Source organism: Rhodopseudomonas parapalustris (assembly GCF_053772255.1).
Window position 1 is genome coordinate 15,901 of sequence record NZ_JAMKBZ010000035.1, and the last position, 22,504, is coordinate 38,404.

Annotated in this window: 18 protein-coding genes, 1 tRNA gene, 1 pseudogene and 1 riboswitch; of the genes and pseudogenes, 9 read left to right on the top strand and 11 right to left on the bottom strand. The window is 65.5% G+C overall.

The window, feature by feature from the left end; genetic code table 11:
- Positions 1-3 precede the first annotated feature (3 nt).
- The 3 genes from rlmN to M9H71_RS22155 all read right to left on the bottom strand — a co-directional run bounded on the left by rlmN (position 4) and on the right by M9H71_RS22155 (position 2,952).
- Complete coding sequence (gene rlmN / locus M9H71_RS22145) at positions 4-1,203, bottom strand: 23S rRNA (adenine(2503)-C(2))-methyltransferase RlmN (protein ID WP_455407041.1); 1,200 nt, start codon at positions 1,201-1,203, stop codon at positions 4-6.
- A 184-nt stretch (positions 1,204-1,387) separates the two neighbouring features.
- A complete protein-coding gene (locus tag M9H71_RS22150; RefSeq protein WP_455407042.1) occupies positions 1,388-1,963 on the bottom strand; it encodes an invasion associated locus B family protein in 576 nt (191 codons plus the stop codon).
- A gap of 152 nt (positions 1,964-2,115) precedes the next feature.
- Positions 2,116-2,952, bottom strand: a complete 837-nt coding sequence (locus tag M9H71_RS22155) for an SDR family oxidoreductase (protein WP_455407043.1) — start codon at positions 2,950-2,952, stop codon at positions 2,116-2,118.
- Between the two features lie 231 nt (positions 2,953-3,183).
- Here M9H71_RS22155 and M9H71_RS22160 point away from each other — a divergent pair, with 231 nt between their 5' ends.
- The gene (locus M9H71_RS22160; RefSeq protein WP_455407044.1) at positions 3,184-4,158 is read left to right on the top strand and encodes an NADPH:quinone oxidoreductase family protein; all 975 of its coding nucleotides are present in this window, start codon (positions 3,184-3,186) and stop codon (positions 4,156-4,158) included.
- A gap of 131 nt (positions 4,159-4,289) precedes the next feature.
- Here the strand turns inward: M9H71_RS22160 and M9H71_RS22165 are convergent, their stop codons facing one another.
- Positions 4,290-6,425, bottom strand: a complete 2,136-nt coding sequence (locus tag M9H71_RS22165) for an FAD-dependent oxidoreductase (RefSeq protein WP_455407045.1) — start codon at positions 6,423-6,425, stop codon at positions 4,290-4,292.
- 142 nt (positions 6,426-6,567) lie between these two features.
- Here M9H71_RS22165 and M9H71_RS22170 point away from each other — a divergent pair, with 142 nt between their 5' ends.
- A complete protein-coding gene (locus M9H71_RS22170; RefSeq protein WP_455407046.1) occupies positions 6,568-7,188 on the top strand; it encodes a TetR/AcrR family transcriptional regulator in 621 nt (206 codons plus the stop codon).
- Positions 7,189-7,207: 19 nt separating this feature from the next.
- Here M9H71_RS22170 and M9H71_RS22175 read toward each other — a convergent pair whose 3' ends face one another.
- Both M9H71_RS22175 and M9H71_RS22180 read right to left on the bottom strand, forming a co-directional pair.
- Complete coding sequence (locus M9H71_RS22175) at positions 7,208-7,579, bottom strand: YkvA family protein (RefSeq protein WP_455407047.1); 372 nt, start codon at positions 7,577-7,579, stop codon at positions 7,208-7,210.
- Positions 7,580-7,661: 82 nt separating this feature from the next.
- Positions 7,662-7,964, bottom strand: a complete 303-nt coding sequence (locus M9H71_RS22180; RefSeq protein ID WP_455407048.1) for a 4a-hydroxytetrahydrobiopterin dehydratase — start codon at positions 7,962-7,964, stop codon at positions 7,662-7,664.
- Between the two features lie 135 nt (positions 7,965-8,099).
- Between M9H71_RS22180 and M9H71_RS22185 the strand changes: the two genes are divergently transcribed.
- Positions 8,100-9,536, top strand: a complete 1,437-nt coding sequence (locus tag M9H71_RS22185; protein ID WP_455407049.1) for a TAXI family TRAP transporter solute-binding subunit — start codon at positions 8,100-8,102, stop codon at positions 9,534-9,536.
- A 9-nt stretch (positions 9,537-9,545) separates the two neighbouring features.
- Here M9H71_RS22185 and M9H71_RS22190 read toward each other — a convergent pair whose 3' ends face one another.
- Together M9H71_RS22190 and M9H71_RS22195 are read right to left on the bottom strand one after the other, a co-directional pair.
- Entirely contained in the window at positions 9,546-10,991 is a 1,446-nt protein-coding gene (locus tag M9H71_RS22190; protein WP_455407050.1) for a PepSY domain-containing protein, read from the bottom strand.
- Between the two features lie 4 nt (positions 10,992-10,995).
- Positions 10,996-13,275 (bottom strand): TonB-dependent receptor, encoded by a 2,280-nt coding sequence (locus tag M9H71_RS22195; RefSeq protein ID WP_455407051.1) that lies wholly within the window; start codon positions 13,273-13,275, stop codon positions 10,996-10,998.
- A 108-nt stretch (positions 13,276-13,383) separates the two neighbouring features.
- Positions 13,384-13,579, bottom strand: a riboswitch (cobalamin riboswitch).
- 426 nt (positions 13,580-14,005) lie between these two features.
- Here M9H71_RS22195 and typA point away from each other — a divergent pair.
- The 5 genes and pseudogenes from typA to M9H71_RS22220 all read left to right on the top strand — a co-directional run.
- Positions 14,006-15,829 (top strand): translational GTPase TypA, encoded by a 1,824-nt coding sequence (gene typA, locus M9H71_RS22200; protein ID WP_455407052.1) that lies wholly within the window; start codon positions 14,006-14,008, stop codon positions 15,827-15,829.
- Positions 15,830-16,005: 176 nt separating this feature from the next.
- Positions 16,006-17,274, top strand: coding sequence for a flavin monoamine oxidase family protein (locus tag M9H71_RS22205; protein ID WP_455407053.1), 1,269 nt, complete (start codon positions 16,006-16,008; stop codon positions 17,272-17,274).
- Between the two features lie 175 nt (positions 17,275-17,449).
- Positions 17,450-17,959, top strand: a complete 510-nt coding sequence (locus M9H71_RS22210; RefSeq protein ID WP_013500092.1) for a GNAT family N-acetyltransferase — start codon at positions 17,450-17,452, stop codon at positions 17,957-17,959.
- Positions 17,960-18,035: 76 nt separating this feature from the next.
- Complete coding sequence (gene ppa, locus M9H71_RS22215; RefSeq protein WP_455407054.1) at positions 18,036-18,584, top strand: inorganic diphosphatase; 549 nt, start codon at positions 18,036-18,038, stop codon at positions 18,582-18,584.
- 30 nt (positions 18,585-18,614) lie between these two features.
- Positions 18,615-20,102: pseudogene (locus tag M9H71_RS22220) on the top strand (M20 family peptidase); the annotation flags it as partial.
- 117 nt (positions 20,103-20,219) lie between these two features.
- Here M9H71_RS22220 and folD read toward each other — a convergent pair.
- The 3 genes from folD to M9H71_RS22235 all read right to left on the bottom strand — a co-directional run bounded on the left by folD (position 20,220) and on the right by M9H71_RS22235 (position 21,935).
- Positions 20,220-21,107 carry a bifunctional methylenetetrahydrofolate dehydrogenase/methenyltetrahydrofolate cyclohydrolase FolD gene (gene folD, locus M9H71_RS22225; RefSeq protein WP_455407055.1) on the bottom strand — a complete coding sequence of 296 codons (888 nt, stop codon included), beginning with the start codon at positions 21,105-21,107 and terminating at the stop codon, positions 20,220-20,222.
- A gap of 202 nt (positions 21,108-21,309) precedes the next feature.
- The gene (locus M9H71_RS22230) at positions 21,310-21,633 is read right to left on the bottom strand and encodes a DUF167 domain-containing protein (RefSeq protein WP_455407056.1); all 324 of its coding nucleotides are present in this window, start codon (positions 21,631-21,633) and stop codon (positions 21,310-21,312) included.
- An 11-nt stretch (positions 21,634-21,644) separates the two neighbouring features.
- Positions 21,645-21,935: a YggT family protein gene (locus tag M9H71_RS22235; RefSeq protein ID WP_455407057.1), complete on the bottom strand. Its 291-nt coding sequence runs from the start codon at positions 21,933-21,935 to the stop codon at positions 21,645-21,647.
- Positions 21,936-22,137: 202 nt separating this feature from the next.
- Here M9H71_RS22235 and M9H71_RS22240 point away from each other — a divergent pair.
- Positions 22,138-22,213: transfer RNA gene (locus M9H71_RS22240), tRNA-Ala, on the top strand.
- Positions 22,214-22,504 lie beyond the last annotated feature (291 nt).

Genomic DNA, 22,504 nt, shown 5'->3' on the forward strand with positions numbered 1-22,504 from the left:
GGATCAGTCCGTCATCGCCATCGCGCGGAGCGCGTTGCGTTCCCGCACCGACAGTTTCTCGGTCTCGGATTTGAGCTGGCCGCAGGCGGCCAGAATGTCGCGGCCGCGCGGGGTGCGCACCGGCGACGAGTAGCCGGCGTTGAAGATGTACTCGGAGAACTTCTCGATCTGGTCCCAGTCCGAGCACTCGTATTTCGAGCCCGGCCAGGGGTTGAACGGGATCAGGTTGATCTTGGCCGGAATGCCTTTGAGGAGCTGAACCAAGCGGCGCGCATCGTCGAGCGAGTCGTTGACGTCCTTGAGCATCACATATTCGAAGGTGATGCGGCGGGCATTCGACGCGCCCGGATAGTCGCGGCAGGCCTGAAGCAATTCCTTCAGCGGATATTTGCGGTTCAGCGGCACAAGTTCGTCGCGGAGTTCGTCGCGCACCGCGTGCAGCGAGATCGCCAGCATCACGCCGATCTCGTCGCCGGTGCGCTTGATGTTCGGCACCACGCCGGAGGTCGACAGCGTGATCCGCCGCCGCGAAATGCCGATGCCCTCGTTGTCGGAGACGATCAGCAGCGCGTCGCGCACCGCGTCGAAATTGTACAGAGGCTCGCCCATCCCCATCATCACGATGTTGGTGATCAGGCGGTTGCCGTTCGGTGTCTCGCGGTCGATCCAATCACCCAGCCGGTCGCGCGCCACCATCACCTGTCCGACGATCTCGCCGGCGGTCAGGTTCCGGACCAGGCGCTGCGTGCCGGTATGACAGAACGAACAGTTGAGGGTGCAGCCGACCTGGCTGGAAACGCACAGCGTGCCGCGGTCGGTTTCCGGGATGTAGACGCACTCGACCTCGTGGGCCTTCTGCCCGTCGTCCCCGCTCGGCAGCCGCAGCAGCCATTTGCGGGTGCCGTCGGCGGAGATCTGTTCGGCCACCACTTCAGGCCGGTCGATCGTGAAATGCTCCGCCAGCGTTGCCCGCATCTCCTTGGAGACGTTGGTCATTTCGGAGAAGTCGCGAGCCCCCCGGACATAGATCCAGTGCCACAATTGCTGCGCCCGCATCTTGCGCTGGGGCGGAGCCACCCCGATTTCGCCGAGCCGGTCGCACAATTGCGCCCGCGACAGGCCGATCAGCGACGGCTTGGCCGGCGGCACATAGGTTTCCAGCGGTGTCTTCTCGACCAGGGCCGAGGCTGCAGAAGGCGTCATCGCATCACGTCAGGTTGGCGGCCGGCTGTTCAGCGCCGGGCATGCAGGGCGGGCGAAAGTCGCCGGTCGCCGTGCATATAGGAACCCGCCACCCGGTTGTCGCCGGTCGGCGGGTCGTGTCTGGCGGAATGCTTTACCGAACGGGACGGCCGTCCTCAATAGTGACGGCCGCGGGGGTAGCGGCTCAGCCGCCGCAGGCCTGCGCCACCTTGTCGAGCGCCTGAGACAGGCCCTTCAGCGAGAACACGTCGGTGCTGGCGGTTCCCCGGGAGGACACGCCTTTCACGGTGATCTCGGCGCCTTTGCGCATCGCCTCGACCAGGCGATCCTCCTCGGCGGCATTCTTGATCCAGATGCCGTCGCCCTGACTGTACATCGCGAACGAGGCACTGCCGACGTCGATCGTCGATTCCGAGCCCGGCTTGAGCGGATAGCCGACCATCACCGACACTTCATTGACGACCTTTTCGGCCGGCCGAGTCGAGATGAAAGCGTAAGCGGGATCGCGCGGCCGGTTCGGCGGATTGGTCTTGGACGACGACGGCTTGGCGAGAGCAAAGCACACCTTCTTGCCGCCCGGCGAGGCGGTGTAGGCGCCCCAACTGCCGAACTGGCCAATCAGAGTCGGTTCGGCACCGCTCGAAGCCGATGCCGGCGTCGCGGCAGATTTGCTCCTCGCATCGCGCGCGTGCGCCGCGTCGGTCGCAGCAACCATCAACGGACCCGCCAGAGCGGCAATCAGCATTCGCCTCAAGATCATGGGCAAGTCTGGTCCCTCATTATTGTGACTGCAACATGGCTCGCGAGGCTCGCCTGTTCACGCTGCCCGGAATAGCCGGGATGGCCGATTCTGTGAAGGCGCCAAAGCGCTGATCATCATCCTCCAAAAGACCGTATGTATATGGCGTACAATCAGGATTTGGCGCGCGTCGCGCGATGAGCGCTCCACTGCTGATCACTCCACTGCAACAGATCCTCGGCGCCGGACGAGCGCAGATGCGCGCCGCCGTCCTGCACCACCATCTCGCCGTTGATGTAACCGGCCTGATCCGAAATCAGGAAGCTGGCGAGATTGGCGAGCTCGTCGTGACGACCGACGCGGCCGAGCGGCACACGCGCGGCCGGATCCGCGGCTCGGCCGTCCGGCTGCAACTGTGCGGTCGCGCCCGCAGTCGGAAATGCACCGGGCGCGATCGCCACCAGCCGAACGCGCTTCGGGCCCCACTCCACCGCAAGGCTCTTGGTCATCGCCAGCACCGCGGACTTCGCCATTGCCGACGGCACCGTGAAGGCGCGCCCGGTGATCGTCGAGGTGGACAGGATACTGAGCACCACACCGGCGCGTCCGTCATCGATCCAGCGACGCCCCGCACCGAGCGTGCAATACATCGCGCCGTGCAGTGTCGGCGCCAGGATCGCGTCGGCTGCGCGAGCGGAGAGCCGATCGGTCTGCGCGATGAAAGTAGCGGCCGCGTTGTTGACCAGTACATCGAGCGGCGCTCTGTTCCAGATCTCATCGAGCATCGCCTCGACGGCCTGCGCATCGCGCACGTCGCAGACGATCGTATCGACTTTGCCGCCGTGCGAGCGCAATCGCTCCGCCGTCTGCTGCAGCACCTCCGCGCGCCGCCCGCACAGCACCAGAGATGCGCCGAGCGCGGCAAATCGCGCCGCCATCGCGGCGCCGAGTCCGGAACCGCCGCCGGTAATCAGAATTCGTTTGTTCGCGAGCAGACCGGCTTCGAACATCGCGCGCCTCCTTGATTAACCGCGAAGCGGAATTGGTACGGACGTCGTCCCACACGCTGCGTCATGCCCGGACTTGATCCGGGCATCCATCACCTTTCGAGAACGGATGGATTGCAGGGTCAAGCCCGGCAATGACGACGCGGCAGAGCTCGCGGGCCGAATCCGATTGTCCCGCGCGTGCAAATCCGGCAGAACGGCAGGCAATCACAAACCTCGTACCTGGGTGGATACATGAAGGCCATTCTCTGCCAGCAATATTGCGGTCCCGACGAGCTCGTTTATGCCGATGTGCCCGATCCGGTCCCCGGCCCGGGCGAAGCGGTGATCGCCATCAAGGCGGCGGCGCTGAACTTCTTCGACATCCTGATGATCCAGGGCAAGTACCAGATCAAGCCGCCGTTCCCGTTCTCGCCGTGTGCGGAAGTCGCGGGCGTGATCGAGAGCGTCGGCGAAGGCGTCACCGATCTGAAGCCCGGCGACCGCGTCGCCGCGTCCTGCGGCCACAATGGCGCGCGCGAAAAGATCGCGCTGCCGGCCGCGTCGATCGTCAAGATCCCCGATAATCTCGATTACGACCGCGCCGCCGGCATCTTCATCATCTACGGCACCGCGCTGCATGCGCTCGAAGATCGCGCCAGCCCGAAGCCCGGCGAAACGCTGGCCGTGCTCGGCGCCGCCGGCGGCACCGGCCTTGCCGCGTGCGAACTCGGCAAGCTGATGGGCCTCAAGGTGATTGCCTGCGCCTCCTCGGACGAGAAGCTCGAATTCGCCAAGCAGCACGGCGCCGAGCTGACGCTGAACTACGCGAAGGAAGATCTGAAAGAGGGGCTGAAGAAACTCACCGGCGGCAAGGGCGTCGACATCGTGTTCGATCCGGTCGGCGGGACGTACGCCGAAGCCGCGCTGCGTTCGATCGCCTGGGAAGGTCGCTTCCTGGTGATCGGCTTTGCGGCCGGCGACATTCCGAAGATGCCGCTGAACCTCGCGCTGCTGAAGGGCTGCGACATCCGCGGCGTGTTCTGGGGTGCGTGGACGCGGATCAATCCAGAGAAGAACCGCGCCAATCTCGAGAAGCTGGTCAAGTGGGCGGCCGAGGGCAAGATCTCCTCGCACGTCGACCGCACCTTCCCGCTGGCGCAGACCGCCGACGCCCTGAAGGTTCTCGCCGGCCGTCAGGCGATGGGCAAGGTGATCCTGCATCCGTAAGAATGCTGAATCGTAGGGTGGGTTAGCGCGTCGCGCGTAACCCACCGATTCACGTCGCTGCACGAAGATGGTGGGTTACGGCGCAAGAGCGCCTGACCCACCCTTGTATCAGCAGCTACGAGTGATCGGCGTTACACCGGCATCAACTCCGGCCTCATTGCCGCGGCGGACTCGCTTGCGACCGGTTGCGTGCTCGCCAACAGTCCGGGCAGCAGCGCCTCGGCGGCTTCGGCGCCTGAAATCACCACGGCCTCGATCCCGGCACCGATATTGCCGCCGCCGGCGATCACCAGATTGCGCAGCGGCGACTTCGAGCCCTTGAGCTGGCCGGCGCGCGACATCCCGTAGATCGAGCCGAAGCTGGCCCAATCGTAGCGTGCGTAAGTCACTGGGCTCGCGTCGGTGCGATACACGATGTGCTGCGGCAGATTTGGGATCACGGTTTCGGCCGCCGCGATCATGCGATCGCCGAGCTCCTGCTTGCGGCGCAGATAAGCCTCCGAACGACGCCAGGACTTCCAATCGCGTTCGGGCTCGGGCGGAAACCAGCTCTTCGCCTCCGCATGCGGCACCAGATGAATCAGCGATAGGATCGAGTGCCCGGCCGGCGCCGCCGCTGGATCGAGCTTCGACATCATCGCCAGTCCGACCTGCATCGGTGCGTGGAGATGCACGGACGGGCGAATGTCCGGCACGCAGTCGAGGCCGAGATGTACGCTGAAGCATGAATTCGCCGGCGCCGCCTCGGTGATCCAGCGACGGGCGTCCCGTGGCAATGCCTCGCTCGGGATGAGATCGAGCAGCGTGTGCTTCAGGTCTGCGTTGGAGATCACCGCGCGGGCCCGCACCGTCGTGCCGCTGCCGAGCACCACGCCGGCGGCCGCTTCGTTCTCGATCAGGATACGCGCCACTGGTGTCTTGAGCTTCACCTCGCCGCCCCGCGCTTCGATCGCCGCGACCAGCGCGTCGGAAACGACGCTCGAGCCGCCGCGCGGATAGTAGCCGCCATGGAAGTAATAGCCGAAAATCGGCACCATCCGGGCGCAGGTCGGCGGTTCGCTGCCATCGCCGATATAGCCGGCGAGGCCGTTGATGAACGCCACCGCCGCGGGATCCTGGACATAAGCCGCCACCAGCTCGGCGAACGGCCGGTTCATCCAGCGATAGGCGTGCGGGTGGTTGCGCGGAAACGCCAGCAGTTCGTCGATGCTCGACGGCATCCCGGGCACGCCGCCGCGGCCGGCGGCGGTCGCGAACATGTCGTCGAAGATCGCCTTGATCTCGTCGAACAGGGCCGTGATGCCGGCGGCACTGCCGGGAAACCGCTCACCCAGCAGCCGGACGTAGTCGCGCCAGTCCGGCGGCACGTCGATCGCGCCGCTTGCAGTGTGGAAGCTGTGAGTCACCCGCTCCCAAACGATGCGATCGGCGACGCCGAGGCGCCGCAACAGGGTGGCGAACGGGCCGCCCGGCTGCACGCCGGAGAAGTCGTGCGGTCCGGCGTCGAAACGGTACAGAACCGGCCGGCCCTGATGATGCGCCTTGCGCAAGTAAGTGTGGCAATAGCCGCCGGCGACGACGTGCTGCTCGAAGACTTTCACGCGCAGTCCGGCGTCGGCGAGCAGCGCCGCGGCGGTGAGGCCGCCAATGCCGGTGCCAATGATCACCACGTCGCAGTCCTGCGTCTCGGACCGCGTGAAGGCCGGCGCCGGCCAGCGGTAGCTCTCGCGTGACGCCGCGATCCGGTTCAGGATCAGGTGGATCGCGGCCTTCGGTCCGAAGATCGAGATCAGTGCTCCGATGGTGACGATCGCCGTGATGACCTCGGCTGGCGCGCCGGCATAGCGGCAGGCGGCGATCGCGGCGAACAGCACCGCCCACAGGCCGGTGATGGCGGCGTTGACGACGAAGAACTGCGGCGTCTCGGCATTGTCCGGATGGGCGGCGCGCGAATAGTCCGAGGTCCACGGCCGTCGCGCTGCCAGGCTGAACGCACTGATCGTCGCGAGCCCGGCGAACGACAGCCACAGCGCGTTTCCGGCGGCGGTGGCCGGCGCGACCAGCTGCAGCGCTGCGAGAGCCGTGAACAGCACCAGCCCGCCGGCTTCGAGCACGAACAGTTCGCGCCGGTACGCCCGCCAGGCATTGCCCGCGAGCGACAGTCCGAGACCGAGCCAGATTGCCCACGAGGGCTGATGGAGCGCCAGCAGCGCCCAAAACACCGCAAACGGAACCAGGACCAGCTTCACCGTCAGGAAGGTCACCATGGCTGCCTCCGAGCCTCCGGTCCGGCGAGCCGTTGCGGCGTTGACGTCGCACCAGACTGCGGTACCATTCGGTACCAAACCATAGCACATCTGGTACCAATTGGTACCAGAATCTGCGCTTCTCCCGGAACGGCCCTAAGCGATGGAAGAAAAACAACAAAATATCGCCGACCCGCGCAGGGCAGCGATTCTCCAGGCGGCGTTCGAGGTGTTCGTCGAGAAGGGGTTCGATGCCGCGACCACGGCCGAGATCGTGCGCCGCGCCCGGACCTCGAAACGAACCCTGTACGAGTTCTTCGCCAGCAAGCAGGAGATCCTGACCGCGCTGGTGCGCTACGGCGCCGCCAAAATGCAGCCCTCGCCCGCGCTGCCGGAGCCCCAAAACAAAACCCAATTCCTGGCGGTGCTGGAGCAGTTCGGACGGGTCTTCCTTGGCGAGCTGCTGCACCCCGAGCGCACCGCGATGTACCGGCTCGCGATTGCCGAGGCGGGTCGGGGCGGAGGATCGATCGCGCGCGAGCTGGAGGCCACCGGCCGGGCTCCGGTGACTCAGGCGATCACGCGCTTCTTTGAGCAGGCCGAGAGCCGCGGCATCATCAGCGGCGACCAGACCGCGATGCTGATCAGCGTGTTCTTTTCAGTCCTGGTCGGTATGACGCCGCTGCAGGCTCTGCTCGCCGCGCCGCCGATCGGCTCCGACGCAATGGCGCAACGCGCGGCGCTGGCCACACAGGTGCTGGCACGAATGATGGAGCCGGCGTGAGGCGCAGGGCGAAGCGTCGTTACTCGTCCTGCAACTCGCGCTGCATAGCGGCGCGTGCGGCTTCGCGGTGCGCCGGCGTGATGTTGCTGGCGACCATCCGCAGCGCGGTGGCGAGGATCGCGGCGTCGTCGGTGAAGCCGAGCACCGGCAGGATATCGGGCATGAAGTCGAACGGCAGAATGAAGTACGCGATCGCGCCGAGCAGCGCGATCTGAACATGCCGCGGCGTCTGCCGATCGAACGCGCAGTAATAGGCGGCCAGAATATCCTCGACGAACGGGAGCCGAACCGCGACGCTCCTGATCTTGCGCCAGAACCGCCGACGCACCTGCTCAGGGTCTTGCGCGAGCCGGTCGGCAGGTTCGAACCCCACGCTGTGATCAGTCGTCATCGAAGCACTCCCGCGCGTGGCGGATTGGTTTGCTGGTCACTCCCGATTTGGTGATCTCAGGCGGGTCTCGCAAGCCCAGGCGTCATTTGCCGTCGCGACGCCCCGCGAACGCGTCCATCGCTTTGGCAAGCTCGATGTCGCGCTGCGTGAGTCCCCCTGCGTCGTGGGTGGTCAGCACCACCTCGACGGTGCGGTAAACGTTGCGCCATTCCGGATGGTGATCGGCCTTTTCGGCGGCGAGTGCCACGCGGGTCATGAAGCCGAACGCCTCGCTGAAATCCTTGAACTGATAGCTGCGGCCGATTGCCTCGCGACCCTCGAGCTCGCGCCAGCCGGTAAGTTCCCGCAACGCCGCTTCACGTTCCGTCGCCGATAATCGCTTCATGCCGCTCTCTCCCGCTGTCGCTTGCCGGCCGCTGCGACCATAATGCAGCCAAACGGCTCCGCTAGCGAGGCAGTTCAAATGGCGGAACCATGTCCGCCCCAGGGAACTGCTGGTCGGGATGGATTCGGATCGCGGATGAGCAGCACGCAGCGATGGTCAGGGTGGGCCGGCGGTTCCAATGCGATGGAGACCATGTCTCCGCGCTCCCCATGGCGAAGAATGCTGCTGATCGTGCTGGCAACCGTTCTTGCGCTGGTCGGCATCGGCAGTGCCGGTTACTATTTTGCGATGCGCCCGGTGACGCTGAAGATCGCGGTTGGGCCGCAAGCGGGTGACGACTACAAGCTGATCCAGGCGCTCGCCCAGGTGTTCGCGCGCGAGCGCAACACCGTCCGGCTGCGCCTGATGGTGACCGACGGCCCGGCCGCCAGCGCACTCGCACTGAAATCCGGCACCGTCGATCTTGCGGTGATCCGCGGCGACCTAACGGTACCGAAGGTCGCTCAGTCCGTCGCGGTGCTGCACAAGAATGTCGCGGTGCTGTGGGCACCGGCCAGCGCCGAGCCGAAGGGTAAGCGCAAGGCTGCCAAGAGCCCCGGCATTGCCGGCATCACCGATCTTGCCGGCAAGCGCGTCGGCGTGGTCGGCCGCACCGAAGCCAATGCCGGGCTGCTCAATGTGATCCTGCAACAATACGGCGTCGATCCGGCCAAGGTGCAGACCGTTGCCCTGCCGGTGGCCGATGTCGCGGATGCGGTTCGCAACGGGAAGGTCGACGCGCTGCTCGCCGCTGGCCCGCTCAACAGCAAGATCATCGGCGATGCCGTGGCGGCGACCGCCCATACCGGCCGCGAGCCGGTGTTCCTGTCGATCGAATCCTCCGAAGCGCTCGCGGCCAATCACCCGTCTTACGAGGCGGCGACGATTCCGGCCGGTGTGTTCGGTGGCGCGCCGGCCCGCCCGGACAGCGAGATCAAGACCGTCAGCTTCTCGCACTACATCGTTGCGCGCGAAGGGGCGTCCGACACCACGATCGCGACCCTGACCGAGCAATTGTTCACCGCACGTCAGATCGTGATGGGCGAAGTGCCGCTGGCCGCCAAGATCGAAACGCCGGACACCGACAAGGACGCGGTGATTCCGGTGCAGCCGGGCGCAGCCGCCTATGTGGACGGCGAAGAAAAGAGCTTCCTCGATCGTTACAGCGACTTGATCTGGTTCTCGCTGATGGGGCTCTCGCTGATGGGCTCGGCCGGCGCCTGGTTCGCCAGCTTCCTGCGCAAGGATGAACGCAACAACACGGTGTCGCAGCGGCAGCGGCTGCTCGACATGCTGGCGACGGCACGTCGCAGCAATTCGGCCGAGGAGCTGGACACCATGCAGACCGAGGCCGACGGGATTCTGCGGGATACGCTGACGGCCTATGAGAACGGTGCGATCGACAGCGCGGCGCTGACTGCCTTCAGCATCGCGCTGGAGCAGTTCCACAACGCCGTCGCTGACCGCAAGCTGCTGCTGGTGGAGGTGTCACCGCTGCCGCCGGTGCGGGGCGCCCGGCCGCAGGCGGTGTGAGCTTCAGGTTCAGCGCACCAGCCGCCGCCAGCCGATCACCACGCCGCTGATCGAAATCACAAGGCCGGCGAGCGACAGCCCGATGACCACCAGGTCCCATGCCGGCCGGTACGCCAGCAGCACCGGAAAGTCGAAGCTGTGCAGCGCATTGAACAGCCAGCGATAGCTGCGGGCGCTGGTGTCGCTGCGTCCGACGAGGTCGCCGGTGGCCGGATCGAAGTGAAGCCAGGTTCGCGCCGCATCGTCGAATCCGACTCTCAGCACCGGCAACGGGCGCTGCCGATGGTGCTGATACCAATAGGCGTCGTAGTGATCGAGCCGCTCCTGCAGCACCATGTTGGCGCCTGGAAGCGACTGCGCAGCCGCCGTCACGATCGTCTCTTGTGGCAGCCGCTTGGCCGTGCCGTCTTCGGGATCGGCGAGTGTCTGTCGCCCATCGCGATGCGCCAGCAGCATCAACGGCGTGCCGCCGATCCAGACGAAGCGAGCCTCGGCGACGCCGGGCATCGCGGTCGGCGGCAGCCGGCCGGCGATCGTCGGAGCGTCGTGGCCGGCATAGCGCTGCGCCATGTCGCGGCTCTCACCGCGGCGGGCGAAGGCCTCGCCCGGATTCATCGACAGCCAGCCGGAGAACATCCAGGTCAGTACTACCACGCCGCCGATCAGGCCGACAATGTGGTGCCACGCCATCCAGCCGCGATACGGCGTGATCCGGCCCGACGCATAGCGCCGTCGCAGCCCGGCGCGGAGCAGGCCGATCCAGATGCCGCTGACTGCCACCAGCATCAGCACGCCCGACACCCACAGCACGACCTGCCGCCATAGCGGGCCGTCCTGGCGCAGCACCGTGAAATAGATCCAGTGCGGGATCGCGCCGAACCAATTCCAGATCCGCTCCTGGCGCGTGGTGTCGAGCACGATCTCGCCGCCGCGGGAGGCGACATAGAGTTCGGTGCCGGCGGCATCGCCGAGCCCGATCAGGTACAGCGGCCTGAACGAATCGTAGCGCGCGGTTACGCTCCACTGGTCGCGATCGACCGTTTCGATCAGCCGCGGCGCGGCTGCTTCCGGATGATGTCGCGCCACCGCGAGCGCCTGGTCCGCGCCGATCTCGTCGATTGCACGGCCATCGACCGCCGAGATGGTGCGGCGCCGGCTGCTCCAGTCGAGCAGCCGGTACACCGGCTCGTCGTTCAGCATCACCAGCCGCAGCTCGCGCGGGTAGTGCTTCATGCCGGCCGCCTGCATCGCTTGGTTGGGCGACAGCACGACACCTTGCCAGGCGAGATCTGGCAAGGCCGCCCAGCGTTCTTGTTTGTCGTAATGCGGAAACGCGACGTACATCATCACCACGCCGGAGATGAACCACATCGCGAACAGCAGGCACCCGGCAATGCCGAGCCAGCGGTGGCCGAGATACAGCCACCGCTTCGCGCGCCTGACGACGCTGGACATCGCTTTAGAACTTCACGTTGTAGGAGAGTTCTGCGGTGCGCGGCATGCCGAGGATCCACTGCGACGTGCCGCCGGAGGTCGCATAGACGGTGTCGAACAGATTGTAGACCCGCAGCGCGAAGGTCTGCCGGCTGTCCGGCTTCCACATCAGACCGGCATTGACCACGCTATAGGCCGGCCGCACCAAGGTGTTGGCGTTGTCGGCCCATGTGTCGCCGACGAGCTGGATGCCGGCATTGGCCGACCAGCTCGGCGCAAACGCCCAGGTCGCCCAGATGTTGCTGACCACTTGCGGCACATTGGCCGGGACGTTGCCCGCGTAGTCCACCGCACGGCCGCCGACCACCTGGGTGAAGTCGTCGTATTTGGCCCGCAGCCAGGCGACGTTGGCATCGAGCCGCAGCGTGTCGGTGACCTTGAGGCCGGCCGAGGCTTCGATGCCGCGCGAGGATTGCTGGCCGATCTGCAGCGGGTTGGTGTTGGCGGGGTTCTGCGGATCGCGCGCCAGCAGGTTGTTCTTGACGATCTGATACGCCGCAAGTGTCCACTCGGCACGGCCGCCGGCGAGCTGTTGCTTGATGCCGACCTCGACCTGCTTGCCGGTCGACAGCGCGAAGTCGCGGTTCACGCCCGTCATGGTGATCAGGTTGGTGACCGGATCGACCGCCGTCGCATACTGACCGTACAGCGACAGATCCGGAATCGGATTGTACACCACGCCGACCCGCCAGCTCGGCGCCGAATAGGTCTTCTCGAAGCTGTTCGACGGCGTCAGGAAATCTGTGCGCTCGACCGTCGGATGATCCGAGCGGACGCCGCCGATCACCGAGAGCTGATCGGTCAGGCTGAGGCGATTTTCGGCGAACAGGCCGTATTGCGTCGTCTTGGTGTGGAAGCTCGGCCGGGTCGAGCTGACCCACTGGAAGTTGCCCGGATCGAAATTGTAGGGATTGACCGACGAGCTGCCGGCGTAGGGCGAGTTGTTGGTGTGCGTGAAGGCGATGCGGTTGACGTCGAAGCCGGCGACGAACTGGTTGGCGAGGCCGAACAGATGGCCTTTGAAGGTGGTGTCGAAGCGATTGCCGACCTGCTCCTGGTCGTGAAAGATCTCGATATAGGAGCTGCGGTTGATGTTCCCGGTGGTCGGGCTGAAGGCGTAGCTCTCGACGTCCTTCCAGTGCCGGTGGCTGCTGAGATAATAGGTGACGTTCTTGACCGAAACGCCTTCGGCGACGTCCCACTCGGTCTTGAACTGAGTCCAGTTGTCGCGATAGCGGATGCTGGAGTCGCCGACATTGTAGTTCTTGAACCGCAGCGATTCGTCGATCCGGCCGTTCACCAGCGGAGTGCCGAAATAGCGCGACGGGCTGCGGTCGGCGTAGTCCTCGCTCAGCGTGAAGGCGAGATTGTCGGCCGCCTGCACCCGCACCGAGCCCGAGACGGCGACGTTCGACATCGTATCGCGATCGACCCAGCCGTCGGACATGTTGCCGATCGCCGCCAGCCGATAGGTCACGTTCGAATTGATCGGGCCGCCCGAGTCGACGGCGAGACGCCGCAGCAGGTTGGTATCCAGCGAGATCTCGGCCTCGTTGCGTTGCACGTCGAGCGGCTTCTTGGAGATCACGTTGATGGCGCCGCCGATCGCGCCTTCGCCGTACATCACCGAAGCCGGGCCGCGCAGCACTTCGATGCGCTGCGCCGTCCAGGTATCGAACGGGAACGTCATCGTGCCCGAGCCGACATACATCCGGGTGCCGTCGTACAGCGACATCACCGTGCCGTTGCCGGTGAAGCCGCGGGTGGCGAAGGACAGGCCGCCATTGCCCGGCGCCGGGCTGGCGGTGAAGCCGGTGGCGTTCTGCGTCACCGCGTCGATGACGTTGTGCTGGCCGCGCTCGGCGATGGTCTCGGAGCGAATCACTTCGACGCTGGCCGGTGTCTGGAGCGGCGTCAGGCCGAGTCGGCTGCCGGTCGACGACGGCGTGCCGAGATTGAAGGTGGGGGCAGTGGCCGCACGGGTTGCGGCGGCTTCGGTCGGCGCCGGAGCGGGCGTGGCGGCAGGACGCGAGGCGGCGCGGCGCTGGCGCGACGATCCGGCCTGGGCGGTCGCTCGCGGCTTGGCCGGACGCACGGTCTGGCCCTCGACCACGATCGGATCGAGACCGCGCGGATTCGCCGAGGCGGTTTGGGCTAGGCCGTCCACCGGCCAGAGCAGGGGAACGAGGGCGACAGAGGACAGCAGGCGACGATTGCGCCCGAAAGGCAGAACGGCGGGAGTCATTTTTTGGCTCGCGGCTAACGTGGCACGTCACCGCGAAACAGGTCTGCCGCAGCCTTCTTGCGGGCTACGGTTCGACACGCACCAGGACACCCCGCCCAATGTGTTCGCGTGTGACCACGACTGACGGCAGGTCTCCTGGCTCGCGGGTCGTTGCCTTTCACCGCCTTCCCAGGACCAAGGCCCAGTGGCGTGTGGTGAATGGCTCGCCGCTTACAGTTGCGGGGGCAGCCGCGGAATAGAGCCGGATGGCCCGCACCGCGTTCCCTATTGATCCCTTTCGGGAACCGTCGCTATTCACGGTATTGGACTGACGGCAACGCTGTCAATGAACCGGGAGGAGAAAATCCAACCAGTCCAATGGCTAGCACCTGCGCGTCGAGCCCATCCGTGTCGGCGACGATCCATGTAACGTTATAACATTACATCATTTCGTCAAGCCTATTTGCGAGTCTTTCCCGAAAGCGCCTCAAGACCCCGCACCCGCGCGCCCGAGATTCGGGCATCTGTGCAGCGCCAACCGTCATTGTTATTTCGCGAATTCTGCGTATATTGCGTCGCAACGCGTGCTGGCGCCCGGTCTCGTTTGGCCGGGCCTGTTTTTTGCGATTGCAGATTGCGATTGTCCGGCGCGTTTCAGACACAGGCTGGCTGCGGTGCGTCCTTCGGCGATTCGCGCGGTGTGCCTGTGATCGCGCTGATCAGGCAACGCCCGCAGGACCGACAGAGAGCCATGAAGCTTCGTAACATCGCCATTATCGCCCACGTCGACCACGGCAAGACCACTCTTGTCGACAAGCTGCTGCAGCAGTCCGGCACCTATCGCGACAACCAGCGCCAGGTCGAACGGGCGATGGACTCCAACGATCTTGAACGCGAGCGTGGCATCACCATTCTGGCGAAGTGTACTTCGGTGGTTTGGGGCGACACCCATATCAACATCGTCGACACGCCCGGACACGCCGACTTCGGCGGTGAGGTCGAGCGCATCCTGTCGATGGTCGACGGCGTGATCGTGCTGGTCGACGCCGCCGAAGGCCCGATGCCGCAGACCAAGTTCGTGGTCGGCAAGGCGCTCAAGCTCGGCCTCAAGCCGATCGTCGCGATCAACAAGGTCGACCGCTCCGACGCCCGCGTCACCGAAGTGGTCAACGAGGTGTTCGACCTGTTCGCCGCGCTCGACGCGACCGACGAGCAACTCGATTTCCCGATCCTGTACGGCTCGGGCAAGAACGGCTGGATGTCGGACAAGCCGGACGGCGACCACAGCGAAGGCATGAGGCCGCTGTTCGAGCTGGTGCTCAAGCACGTTCATCCGCCGGTGGTGGAAGAAGGTCCGTTCCGCCTGCTCGGCACCATCCTCGAAGCCAACCCCTATCTCGGCCGCATCATCACCGGCCGCATCGCCTCCGGCACGTTGAAGCCGAACCAGGCCGTCAAGGTGCTGTCGCGCGACGGCAAGCTGGTCGAGCAGGGCCGCATCAGCAAGATCCTCGCCTTCCGCGGCCTCGAGCGCGTGCCGCTCGATATCGCCGAAGCCGGTGACATCGTGGCCATCGCCGGTCTCACCAAGGGCACCGTCGCCGACACCTTCTGCGATCCGGCGGTCGATACCCCGATCCAGGCGCAGGCGATCGATCCGCCGACCGTGTCGATGTCGTTCATCGTCAACAACTCGCCGCTCGCCGGCACCGAAGGCGACAAGGTCACCAGCCGACTGATCCGCGACCGCCTGCTCCGCGAGGCCGAGGGCAACGTCGCGCTGCGCGTCGTCGAATCGGCCGACAAGGACGCGATGGAAGTGTCGGGCCGCGGCGAATTGCAGCTCGCGATCCTGATCGAGAACATGCGCCGTGAAGGTTTCGAACTCAGCGTGTCGCGTCCGCGCGTCGTGCTGACTCGCGACGAGGACGGCCAACTGCTCGAGCCGGTCGAGGAAGTCGTGATCGACGTCGACGAGGAGTTCTCCGGCGTCGTCGTGCAGAAGATGAGCGAACGCAAGGCCGAGATGATCGAGATGCGGCCCTCGGGCGGCAATCGTCTGCGGCTGGTGTTCTACGCGCCGACCCGCGGCCTGATCGGCTACCAGGGCGAACTGATGACCGACACCAAGGGCACGGCCATCATGAACCGGCTGTTCCACAACTACCTGCCGTATCGCGGCGAGATCCAGGGCCGCCGCAACGGCGTGCTGATCTCCAACGATCAGGGCGAGGCGGTCGCCTACGCGATGTTCAAGCTGGAAGATCGCGGCCCGATGATGATCGAGCCGGGCTGGAAGGTCTACAAGGGCATGATCGTCGGCGAGCACACCCGCGACAACGATCTCGAGATCAACGTGCTCAAGGGCAAGCAGCTCACCAACATCCGCACCACCTCGAAGGACGAAGCGGTGCGGCTGACTCCGCCGATCCGGATGACGCTGGAAAAGGCGCTGGCCTATATCGAAGACGACGAGCTGGTCGAGATCACGCCGAAGTCGATCCGGCTGCGCAAGCGCCTGCTCGACCCCAACGAGCGCAAGCGCGCCGAGAAGAGCAAGCAGGCGGTCGCCTGATCGCCATCTCCGTCATTGCGAGCGCAGCGAAGCAATGACGGTGAGAGGTCGGTAATCGATCCGAACGCTGGAAGTTTACGCCGTTTCGATACCCGATGCCCGGCCCTCGCGCCGGGCATCGTCGTTTCCGGATCGGCTGACATCGAACCGACGTCACCGCCATGGTAGGCTCGGGCATGCCCCGCACCCGTTTCCCCTCCTCGGTCGATATCGCGATCGTCGGCGCCGGCGCGGCCGGCCTCGGCGCGGCGCGTACCCTGGAAGGCTCCGGCCTGTCGGTGATCGTGCTGGAGGCGCGGGACCGCATCGGCGGCCGCGCCTGGACCCGGATGGTGACGCAGGAGATCGCGTTCGACGTCGGCTGCGGCTGGCTGCATTCGGCCGACGAGAATTCGTTCGTCGGCATCGCCGGGCAGCTTGGGATCGGCATCGACAAGACCCACCCGCCGTGGAGCGAGGCGAGCTTCGGCGACGTGTTTCCAAAGCGCGACAGGGTGGCCTTCGGCAAAGCGCTCGATGCCTTCTATGAGCGGGTCTGGCGCGCGGCGAAAAAGAAAGCCGATGTCGCGGCCGCAACGTTGCTCGAGCCGGGCAATCCCTGGAATCCGATGATCGATGCGGTGTCGACCTACGTCAATGGCGCCGAACTCGACCGGATCTCGGTGCAGGACCTCGAATCCTATCGCGACACCGGCATCAATTGGCGCGTCCGGGAAGGCTACGGCACGTTGATCGCGGCCTATGGGGCGTCCTGTCCGGTGGCGCTGACCTGTGTGGTCGAGCAAATCGACCACGCTGGCCGGCAGATCAAACTCGAAACGTCGCTCGGCACGCTCAGCGCCGACCAGGTGATCGTCACCGTGCCGACCAATCTGATCGCCGACGAGGCGATCCGCTTTGCGCCGGCACTGCCGGCCAAGGTCGAGGCGGCGCGAAACCTGCCGCTCGGCGCCGACGACAAGGTGATGCTGAAGCTGTCCGACTCGAACGGCTTCCCGGTCGACGGCAACTTGCGCGCCGCCACCATGCGCCGTGCGATGGGGACGTATCACCTGCGTCCCTTCGGTTATGATTGCATCGAGGGTTTCTTCGGCGGCCGCTACGCGCGCGAGCTGGAAGACGCCGGCGTGGGGGCGTTCGCCGCGCAGGCGATCGACGAGATCGCCGACCTGCTCGGTCACGACATTCGCCGCAAGCTGTCGCCGCTGGCGGAATCGCGCTGGGCGCACGACCCATTCGCGCGCGGCGCCTATTCGCACGCGCTGCCCGGCCACGCCAGCGCCCGCGCGATGCTGGCCGCGCCGGTCGACGATCGGCTGTTCTTTGCCGGAGAGGCAACCTCGCCGCAGTTCTTCTCGACCGCCCATGGCGCCCGTGATTCGGGCGAGCGTGCAGCGCGGCAAGCGATCGATTGTCGCAGCAGCCTCAGCCTGTCGATGAACTAACTTTGATTCCGGCGCTGCAAAACGCAACAAATCCGCCCAGAAATCCGTTGCGCGATCGGCCGCTTGTCCGATTCCGGCACAGCCTGTCGACCGCCTGGTGCATAAAATCCACACGTTAACCGATAATTAACGTTGGAGCTTGAAGCCGGCGCCGCGACTTGCTTTGATCACCGTCATGAGCACGACCCTGATCGAGGTACGAGCGGCGAAGGCAGCGGATGCATCCGCGGTCGCGGCCACCCATGACGAAGCCTGGCGATCCGCTTATCAGGGTATCATTCCCGGCGCGGAGCTGGAAAAGCTGATCAACCGCCGCGGGCCCACCTGGTGGGACTCGGCGATCCGTAAGGGCAGCCGAATCAGCGTGCTGTGCTTCGGCGACAAGATCGCCGGCTACGCCAATTACGGTCGTAACCGCGCCCGCAGCCTGCAGTTCGAAGGCGAGATCTACGAACTGTATCTGCGCCCCGAGTTCCAGGGGCTCGGCTTTGGCCGCCGGCTGTTCGCCGCCGCCCGCCGCGATCTGGTGCAGAGCGGCCTGAAGAGCATGGTGATCTGGGCGCTGTCCGACAACGAGCCGGCGACCGAATTCTATCGCGCGCTCGGCGGCCGGATGGTGGCGCGTTCGTCGGAGCGGTTCGGGCCGAAATCGCTCGACAAGGTTGCGTTCGCCTGGAGCAACTGAACTTTTTGCGCTGGCGAACGCCGCGAGCGCGGGTTATTCGGGTGGTTCCTGAAATCAAATCAGTCTGGAGCTCTTGATGCGCATCGACGCAATCCCCGTCGGCGTGAACCCTCCGTATGACGTCAACGTCATCATCGAGGTGCCGGTCGGCGGTGAGCCGATCAAGTATGAAATGGATAAGGCTGCCGGTACTTTGGTGGTGGATCGGTTCCTTTATACCTCGATGCACTATCCGGGGAATTACGGCTTCATCCCCCACACCCTGTCGGACGACGGCGATCCCTGCGACGTGCTGGTCGCCAACACCCGCGGCATCGTGCCGGGCGCGGTGATGAGCGTGCGGCCGGTCGGCGTCCTGTACATGAGCGACGAAGCGGGCCACGACGAGAAGATCATCGCGGTCCCGTCGTCGAAGCTGACCCAGCGCTACGACCGCATCAAGACCTACTCGGACCTGCCGGAGATCACGCTGGCTCAGTTCCAGCACTTCTTCGAGCACTACAAGGACCTCGAGCCCGGCAAGTGGGTCAAGGTGGTGCGTTGGGGCGGTGCCGACGAAGCCCATAAGCTGATCCTTGAAGGCCTCGACCGGGCCAACAAGGCCAAGGGGCAAGCCAAGGACTGAGCGGCCGGAAAGAAGCACCGGCGAACAGGAGTTCTGATGCGCCGGCTGCTTCGATGGATTCGTAACCTGGTCGCGATCGCCCTGCTGGCGATCGCGGCTCTGGCCGGCGTGCTGGCCTACAACACCTTCCGGCACGGTTCGCGGCAGATCGATGTCGCCGCAGTCCCGCCGATCGCGATCGACGAGCAGGGCACCGCGCAGCGGCTGTCGCAGTCGATCCGCTTCCAGACCATCTCCAATTTCCTCAATCCCGAGCAGGACGCCGAGGCGCTGCGCGGCCTGCGCGCGCATATCGAATCCAGCTTCCCGGCGTTCCATGCGGCGGCCAAGCAGGAGGTCGTCGGGGGGCACAGCCTGCTCTACACCTGGGAAGGCAGCGACCCGCAGGCCAAGCCGATCGCGCTTCTGGCGCATCAGGACGTGGTGCCGATCGCGCCGAAGACCGAAGCAGACTGGCAGCAGCCGCCGTTCAGCGGCGCGATCGAAGGCGGCTTTGTCTGGGGCCGCGGCTCGTGGGACGACAAGGGCAACCTCTACGCCATGCTGGAGGCTGCCGAGCTGATGGCCAAGCAGGGCTTCCGGCCGAAGCGGACGATCTATTTCGCGTTCGGCCATGACGAAGAAGTCTCCGGCCTGCGCGGTGCCGCCAAGATCGCCGAACTCCTGGCCTCGCGAAACGTCCGGCTCGATTTCGTGCTCGACGAAGGGCTCCTAATCACCGACGGGGTGATGAAGGGCCTCGACAAGCCGGCGGCGCTGATCGGCGTGTCGGAAAAGGGCTACGCCACGCTGGTGCTGACCGCCCGCGGCACCCCCGGCCATTCCTCGATGCCGCCACGCGATACGGCGATCGGCATGCTGGCGGCGGCACTGACCCATCTCGAAGACAACCGGCTGCCGATGCGGATCCGCGGCTCGGTGGCCGAGATGTTCGACACCCTGGCGCCGGAGATGAGTGGCTTCAGCCGGGTCGCGCTGTCCAATCTGTGGCTGTTCCGGCCGTTGTTGCTGCGCGAATTCGCCAAGAGCGGCACGACCGCGGCGATGGTGCAGACGACGACCGCGCTCACGGTGTTCAATGCCGGCGACAAGGACAACGTGCTACCCGGCGTCGCCGAGGCCAGCGTCAATTTCCGCCTGCTGCCGGGCGACACCCAGACGAGCGTCACCGATCACGTCCGCAGCGTGGTCGCCAACGACAAGATCGCGATTCAGGGCTTCGCCGGCAATTTCGATCCGCCGCCGGTGACCGGCACCGGCAGCGCGTCCTATCAGGCGCTGAATCGCACCATCCGTGAAGTGTTTCCCGACGTTATCGTGGCCCCCGGCCTGATGATCGCCGCGACCGATTCGCGGCACTACGCGCAGGTCGCCGACAACATCTTCCGGTTCTCGCCGGTCCGCGCCACGCCCGAAGACCTGAAGCGCTTCCACGGCACCAACGAGCGAATCAGCATCAAGAACTACGCCGACATGATCCGGTTCTACGTGCGGCTGATGCAGAGTACGGCGGGTTAGACGGAAGCCTTTCCACGTCATTGCGAGCGAAGCGAAGCAATCCAGGGGCCACGCTTGCGGCCCCTGGATTGCTTCGTCGCTCCGCTCCTCGCAATGACGGGGAGATGTCTTGCCGGACTACACCGCCGGCTTCGGCAGGCCGTGGATCGCGCAGGCGGCCCGGACGGTGTTGACCAGCAGGCACGCCACCGTCATCAGGCCGACGCCGCCCGGGACGGGAGTAATGGCGCCCGCGACTTCCTTGGCCTCGTTGAACGCGACGTCGCCGAGCAGCTTGTCCTTGCCGCCGTCCTTGCCCGGCGTGCGGTTGATGCCGACGTCGATTACGGTCGCGCCCGGCTTGATCCAGTCGCCCTTCACCATCTCGGCCTTGCCGACCGCCGCGAACACCAGATCGGCCTGGCGGCACAGCGCCGGCAGGTCGCGGGTGCGCGAATGCGCGATCGTGACCGTCGCGTTCTCGTTCAGCAGCAACTGCACCAGCGGCTTGCCGACCAGATTGGAGCGGCCGATCACCAGCGCGTTCATGCCCTCGAGCGAGGCGTGCACGGTCTTGGCCATGATGATGCTGCCGAGCGGCGTGCACGGCGTCAGCGCGAACAGGCCGGAGGCCAGCCGGCCCGCATTGGTCGGGTTGAGGCCGTCGACATCCTTGGCAGGGTCGATCGCGTCGATCACCGCGTTGCTGTCGAGCCCCTTCGGCAGCGGCAATTGCACCAGAATGCCGTGTACGGCCGGATCGGCATTGAGCTTTGCGATCAACGCCATCAGCTCGGCCTGCGGCACGTCGGCGGGCAGCCGGTGCTCGAACGAGGCCATGCCGGCCTCCTGGGTCTGCTTGTGCTTGGAGCGGACATAGACCTCGGAGGCGGGGTCGTTGCCGACCAGCACCACCGCCAGGCCCGGCGTGATGCCGTGGTCGGTCTTCAGCCGCGCGACCTCGGCGGCGACGCGGGCGCGCAGCTCGGCCGAGATGGTTTTTCCGTCAATGATTTGCGCGGTCATGCCGTACCCTTTGTTATTCGATCGATGCGCTCCGCTATCGGCAGCGCGCTCCCTCTCCCGTGGGGAGAAGGTTGGGGTGAGGGGTTACGGTCTATCTTTAGGCCGTAACCCCTCACCCGACCGGCTTCGCCGGTCGACCTCTCCCTATGGGAGAGGTGATGCATCGTGTGCGGAGGTGCTATTGCCCAACTCGGATGGCGAATCAATCCGCCTTTGGCGCGGTCAGTTTCCGCAACGCCTCGCCGAGCTGTTTTGGATCGCCGTCGATCGCGATCTGTTTCTGCCGCGAGGTCGCGCCGGACAGCAGCCTCACATTGCGCTTCGGAACTCCGACCGCCTTGGCCAGCAGCTCCGTCACCGCCCGGTTGGCTTCGCCGCCGTCGGCGATCGCCCGAACCCGCACTTTCAGTACCGGGCGGCCGTCCGAGAGCGTCTCCAGCCCGTCGATGTCGTCACGTCCGCCGCGCGGGGTGACCCGCACAGCGACCGCAACGCCTTGGGCCGAATACCGCCAAGCCTCCGCCATGCCGTGCGCCGTTAGAACACCGCCGGGTAGATGTAATAGGTGATCACCCGCTGCAGGAACATGATCAGAAGGATCAGGATGATCGGCGAGATATCGAGGCCGCCGAGCGAGGGCAGCAGATTGCGAATCGGCGCCAGCAGCGGCTCGGTGATTCGGTACAGGAACTCGGACACCGCGCCGACGAACTGGTTGCGCGTGTTCACCACGTTGAAGGCGATCAGCCAGGACAGGATCGCCGAGGCGATCAGCAGCCAGATGTAGAGATCGAGGACGATGAGAACGATATCGAGAATGGCGCGCATGACGGGGGAAAACTCGCGGTTTCGGTCGCGGAAGGCTCGAGCCGTAGATATCGGTTCACCTCCGCCCAAACAAGGGAACTCGGCGGCAATAAACGGCGATGACAAGGACGTGTCAAAGGCGCCGGCACGTCCTTGACTTGGCGTTCGAGGGCAATGTAAATGGCGGCGTTCGCTGTACGGTGCTTCACGCGCCGGCCGCGGAGGGGCCATAGCTCAGCTGGGAGAGCGCGTCGTTCGCAATGACGAGGTCGGCGGTTCGATCCCGCCTGGCTCCACCAGCCTTCGCTGGCTTTGCCAGCTTCGGCCCGGCAAGCCTGACCATTCGTGGCGAAGGCTGCCGCGGCGTAGCCCGAAGGGCGAAGGCGGGCCGCTGATTTAGGCGGCCGCGCGCAGCTACAATCCCAGCACGACGTTCTTTCAAATACGGGTCCGCACGAGCGCCCTTATCGTCCGTCATGGCAGGGCTTGTCCCGGCCATCCACGTCTTTACTGAGCGTGGCCGCCGGAAGGCGTGGATGCCCGGGACGAACCCGGGCATGACGCTTGGTGAGGGCAATCCCTGATCTCAG

What these genes read in the sequence shown, in the direction of transcription:
- rlmN (WP_455407041.1), bottom strand. Translation starts at nt 1,203, where the DNA reads ATGACGCCTTCTGCAGCCTCGGCCCTGGTCGAGAAGACACCGCTGGAA.
- M9H71_RS22150 (WP_455407042.1), bottom strand. Translation starts at nt 1,963, where the DNA reads ATGATCTTGAGGCGAATGCTGATTGCCGCTCTGGCGGGTCCGTTGATG.
- M9H71_RS22155 (WP_455407043.1), bottom strand. Translation starts at nt 2,952, where the DNA reads ATGTTCGAAGCCGGTCTGCTCGCGAACAAACGAATTCTGATTACCGGC.
- M9H71_RS22160 (WP_455407044.1), top strand. Translation starts at nt 3,184, where the DNA reads ATGAAGGCCATTCTCTGCCAGCAATATTGCGGTCCCGACGAGCTCGTT.
- M9H71_RS22165 (WP_455407045.1), bottom strand. Translation starts at nt 6,425, where the DNA reads ATGGTGACCTTCCTGACGGTGAAGCTGGTCCTGGTTCCGTTTGCGGTG.
- M9H71_RS22170 (WP_455407046.1), top strand. Translation starts at nt 6,568, where the DNA reads ATGGAAGAAAAACAACAAAATATCGCCGACCCGCGCAGGGCAGCGATT.
- M9H71_RS22175 (WP_455407047.1), bottom strand. Translation starts at nt 7,579, where the DNA reads ATGACGACTGATCACAGCGTGGGGTTCGAACCTGCCGACCGGCTCGCG.
- M9H71_RS22180 (WP_455407048.1), bottom strand. Translation starts at nt 7,964, where the DNA reads ATGAAGCGATTATCGGCGACGGAACGTGAAGCGGCGTTGCGGGAACTT.
- M9H71_RS22185 (WP_455407049.1), top strand. Translation starts at nt 8,100, where the DNA reads ATGAGCAGCACGCAGCGATGGTCAGGGTGGGCCGGCGGTTCCAATGCG.
- M9H71_RS22190 (WP_455407050.1), bottom strand. Translation starts at nt 10,991, where the DNA reads ATGTCCAGCGTCGTCAGGCGCGCGAAGCGGTGGCTGTATCTCGGCCAC.
- M9H71_RS22195 (WP_455407051.1), bottom strand. Translation starts at nt 13,275, where the DNA reads ATGACTCCCGCCGTTCTGCCTTTCGGGCGCAATCGTCGCCTGCTGTCC.
- typA (WP_455407052.1), top strand. Translation starts at nt 14,006, where the DNA reads ATGAAGCTTCGTAACATCGCCATTATCGCCCACGTCGACCACGGCAAG.
- M9H71_RS22205 (WP_455407053.1), top strand. Translation starts at nt 16,006, where the DNA reads ATGCCCCGCACCCGTTTCCCCTCCTCGGTCGATATCGCGATCGTCGGC.
- M9H71_RS22210 (WP_013500092.1), top strand. Translation starts at nt 17,450, where the DNA reads ATGAGCACGACCCTGATCGAGGTACGAGCGGCGAAGGCAGCGGATGCA.
- ppa (WP_455407054.1), top strand. Translation starts at nt 18,036, where the DNA reads ATGCGCATCGACGCAATCCCCGTCGGCGTGAACCCTCCGTATGACGTC.
- folD (WP_455407055.1), bottom strand. Translation starts at nt 21,107, where the DNA reads ATGACCGCGCAAATCATTGACGGAAAAACCATCTCGGCCGAGCTGCGC.
- M9H71_RS22230 (WP_455407056.1), bottom strand. Translation starts at nt 21,633, where the DNA reads ATGGCGGAGGCTTGGCGGTATTCGGCCCAAGGCGTTGCGGTCGCTGTG.
- M9H71_RS22235 (WP_455407057.1), bottom strand. Translation starts at nt 21,935, where the DNA reads ATGCGCGCCATTCTCGATATCGTTCTCATCGTCCTCGATCTCTACATC.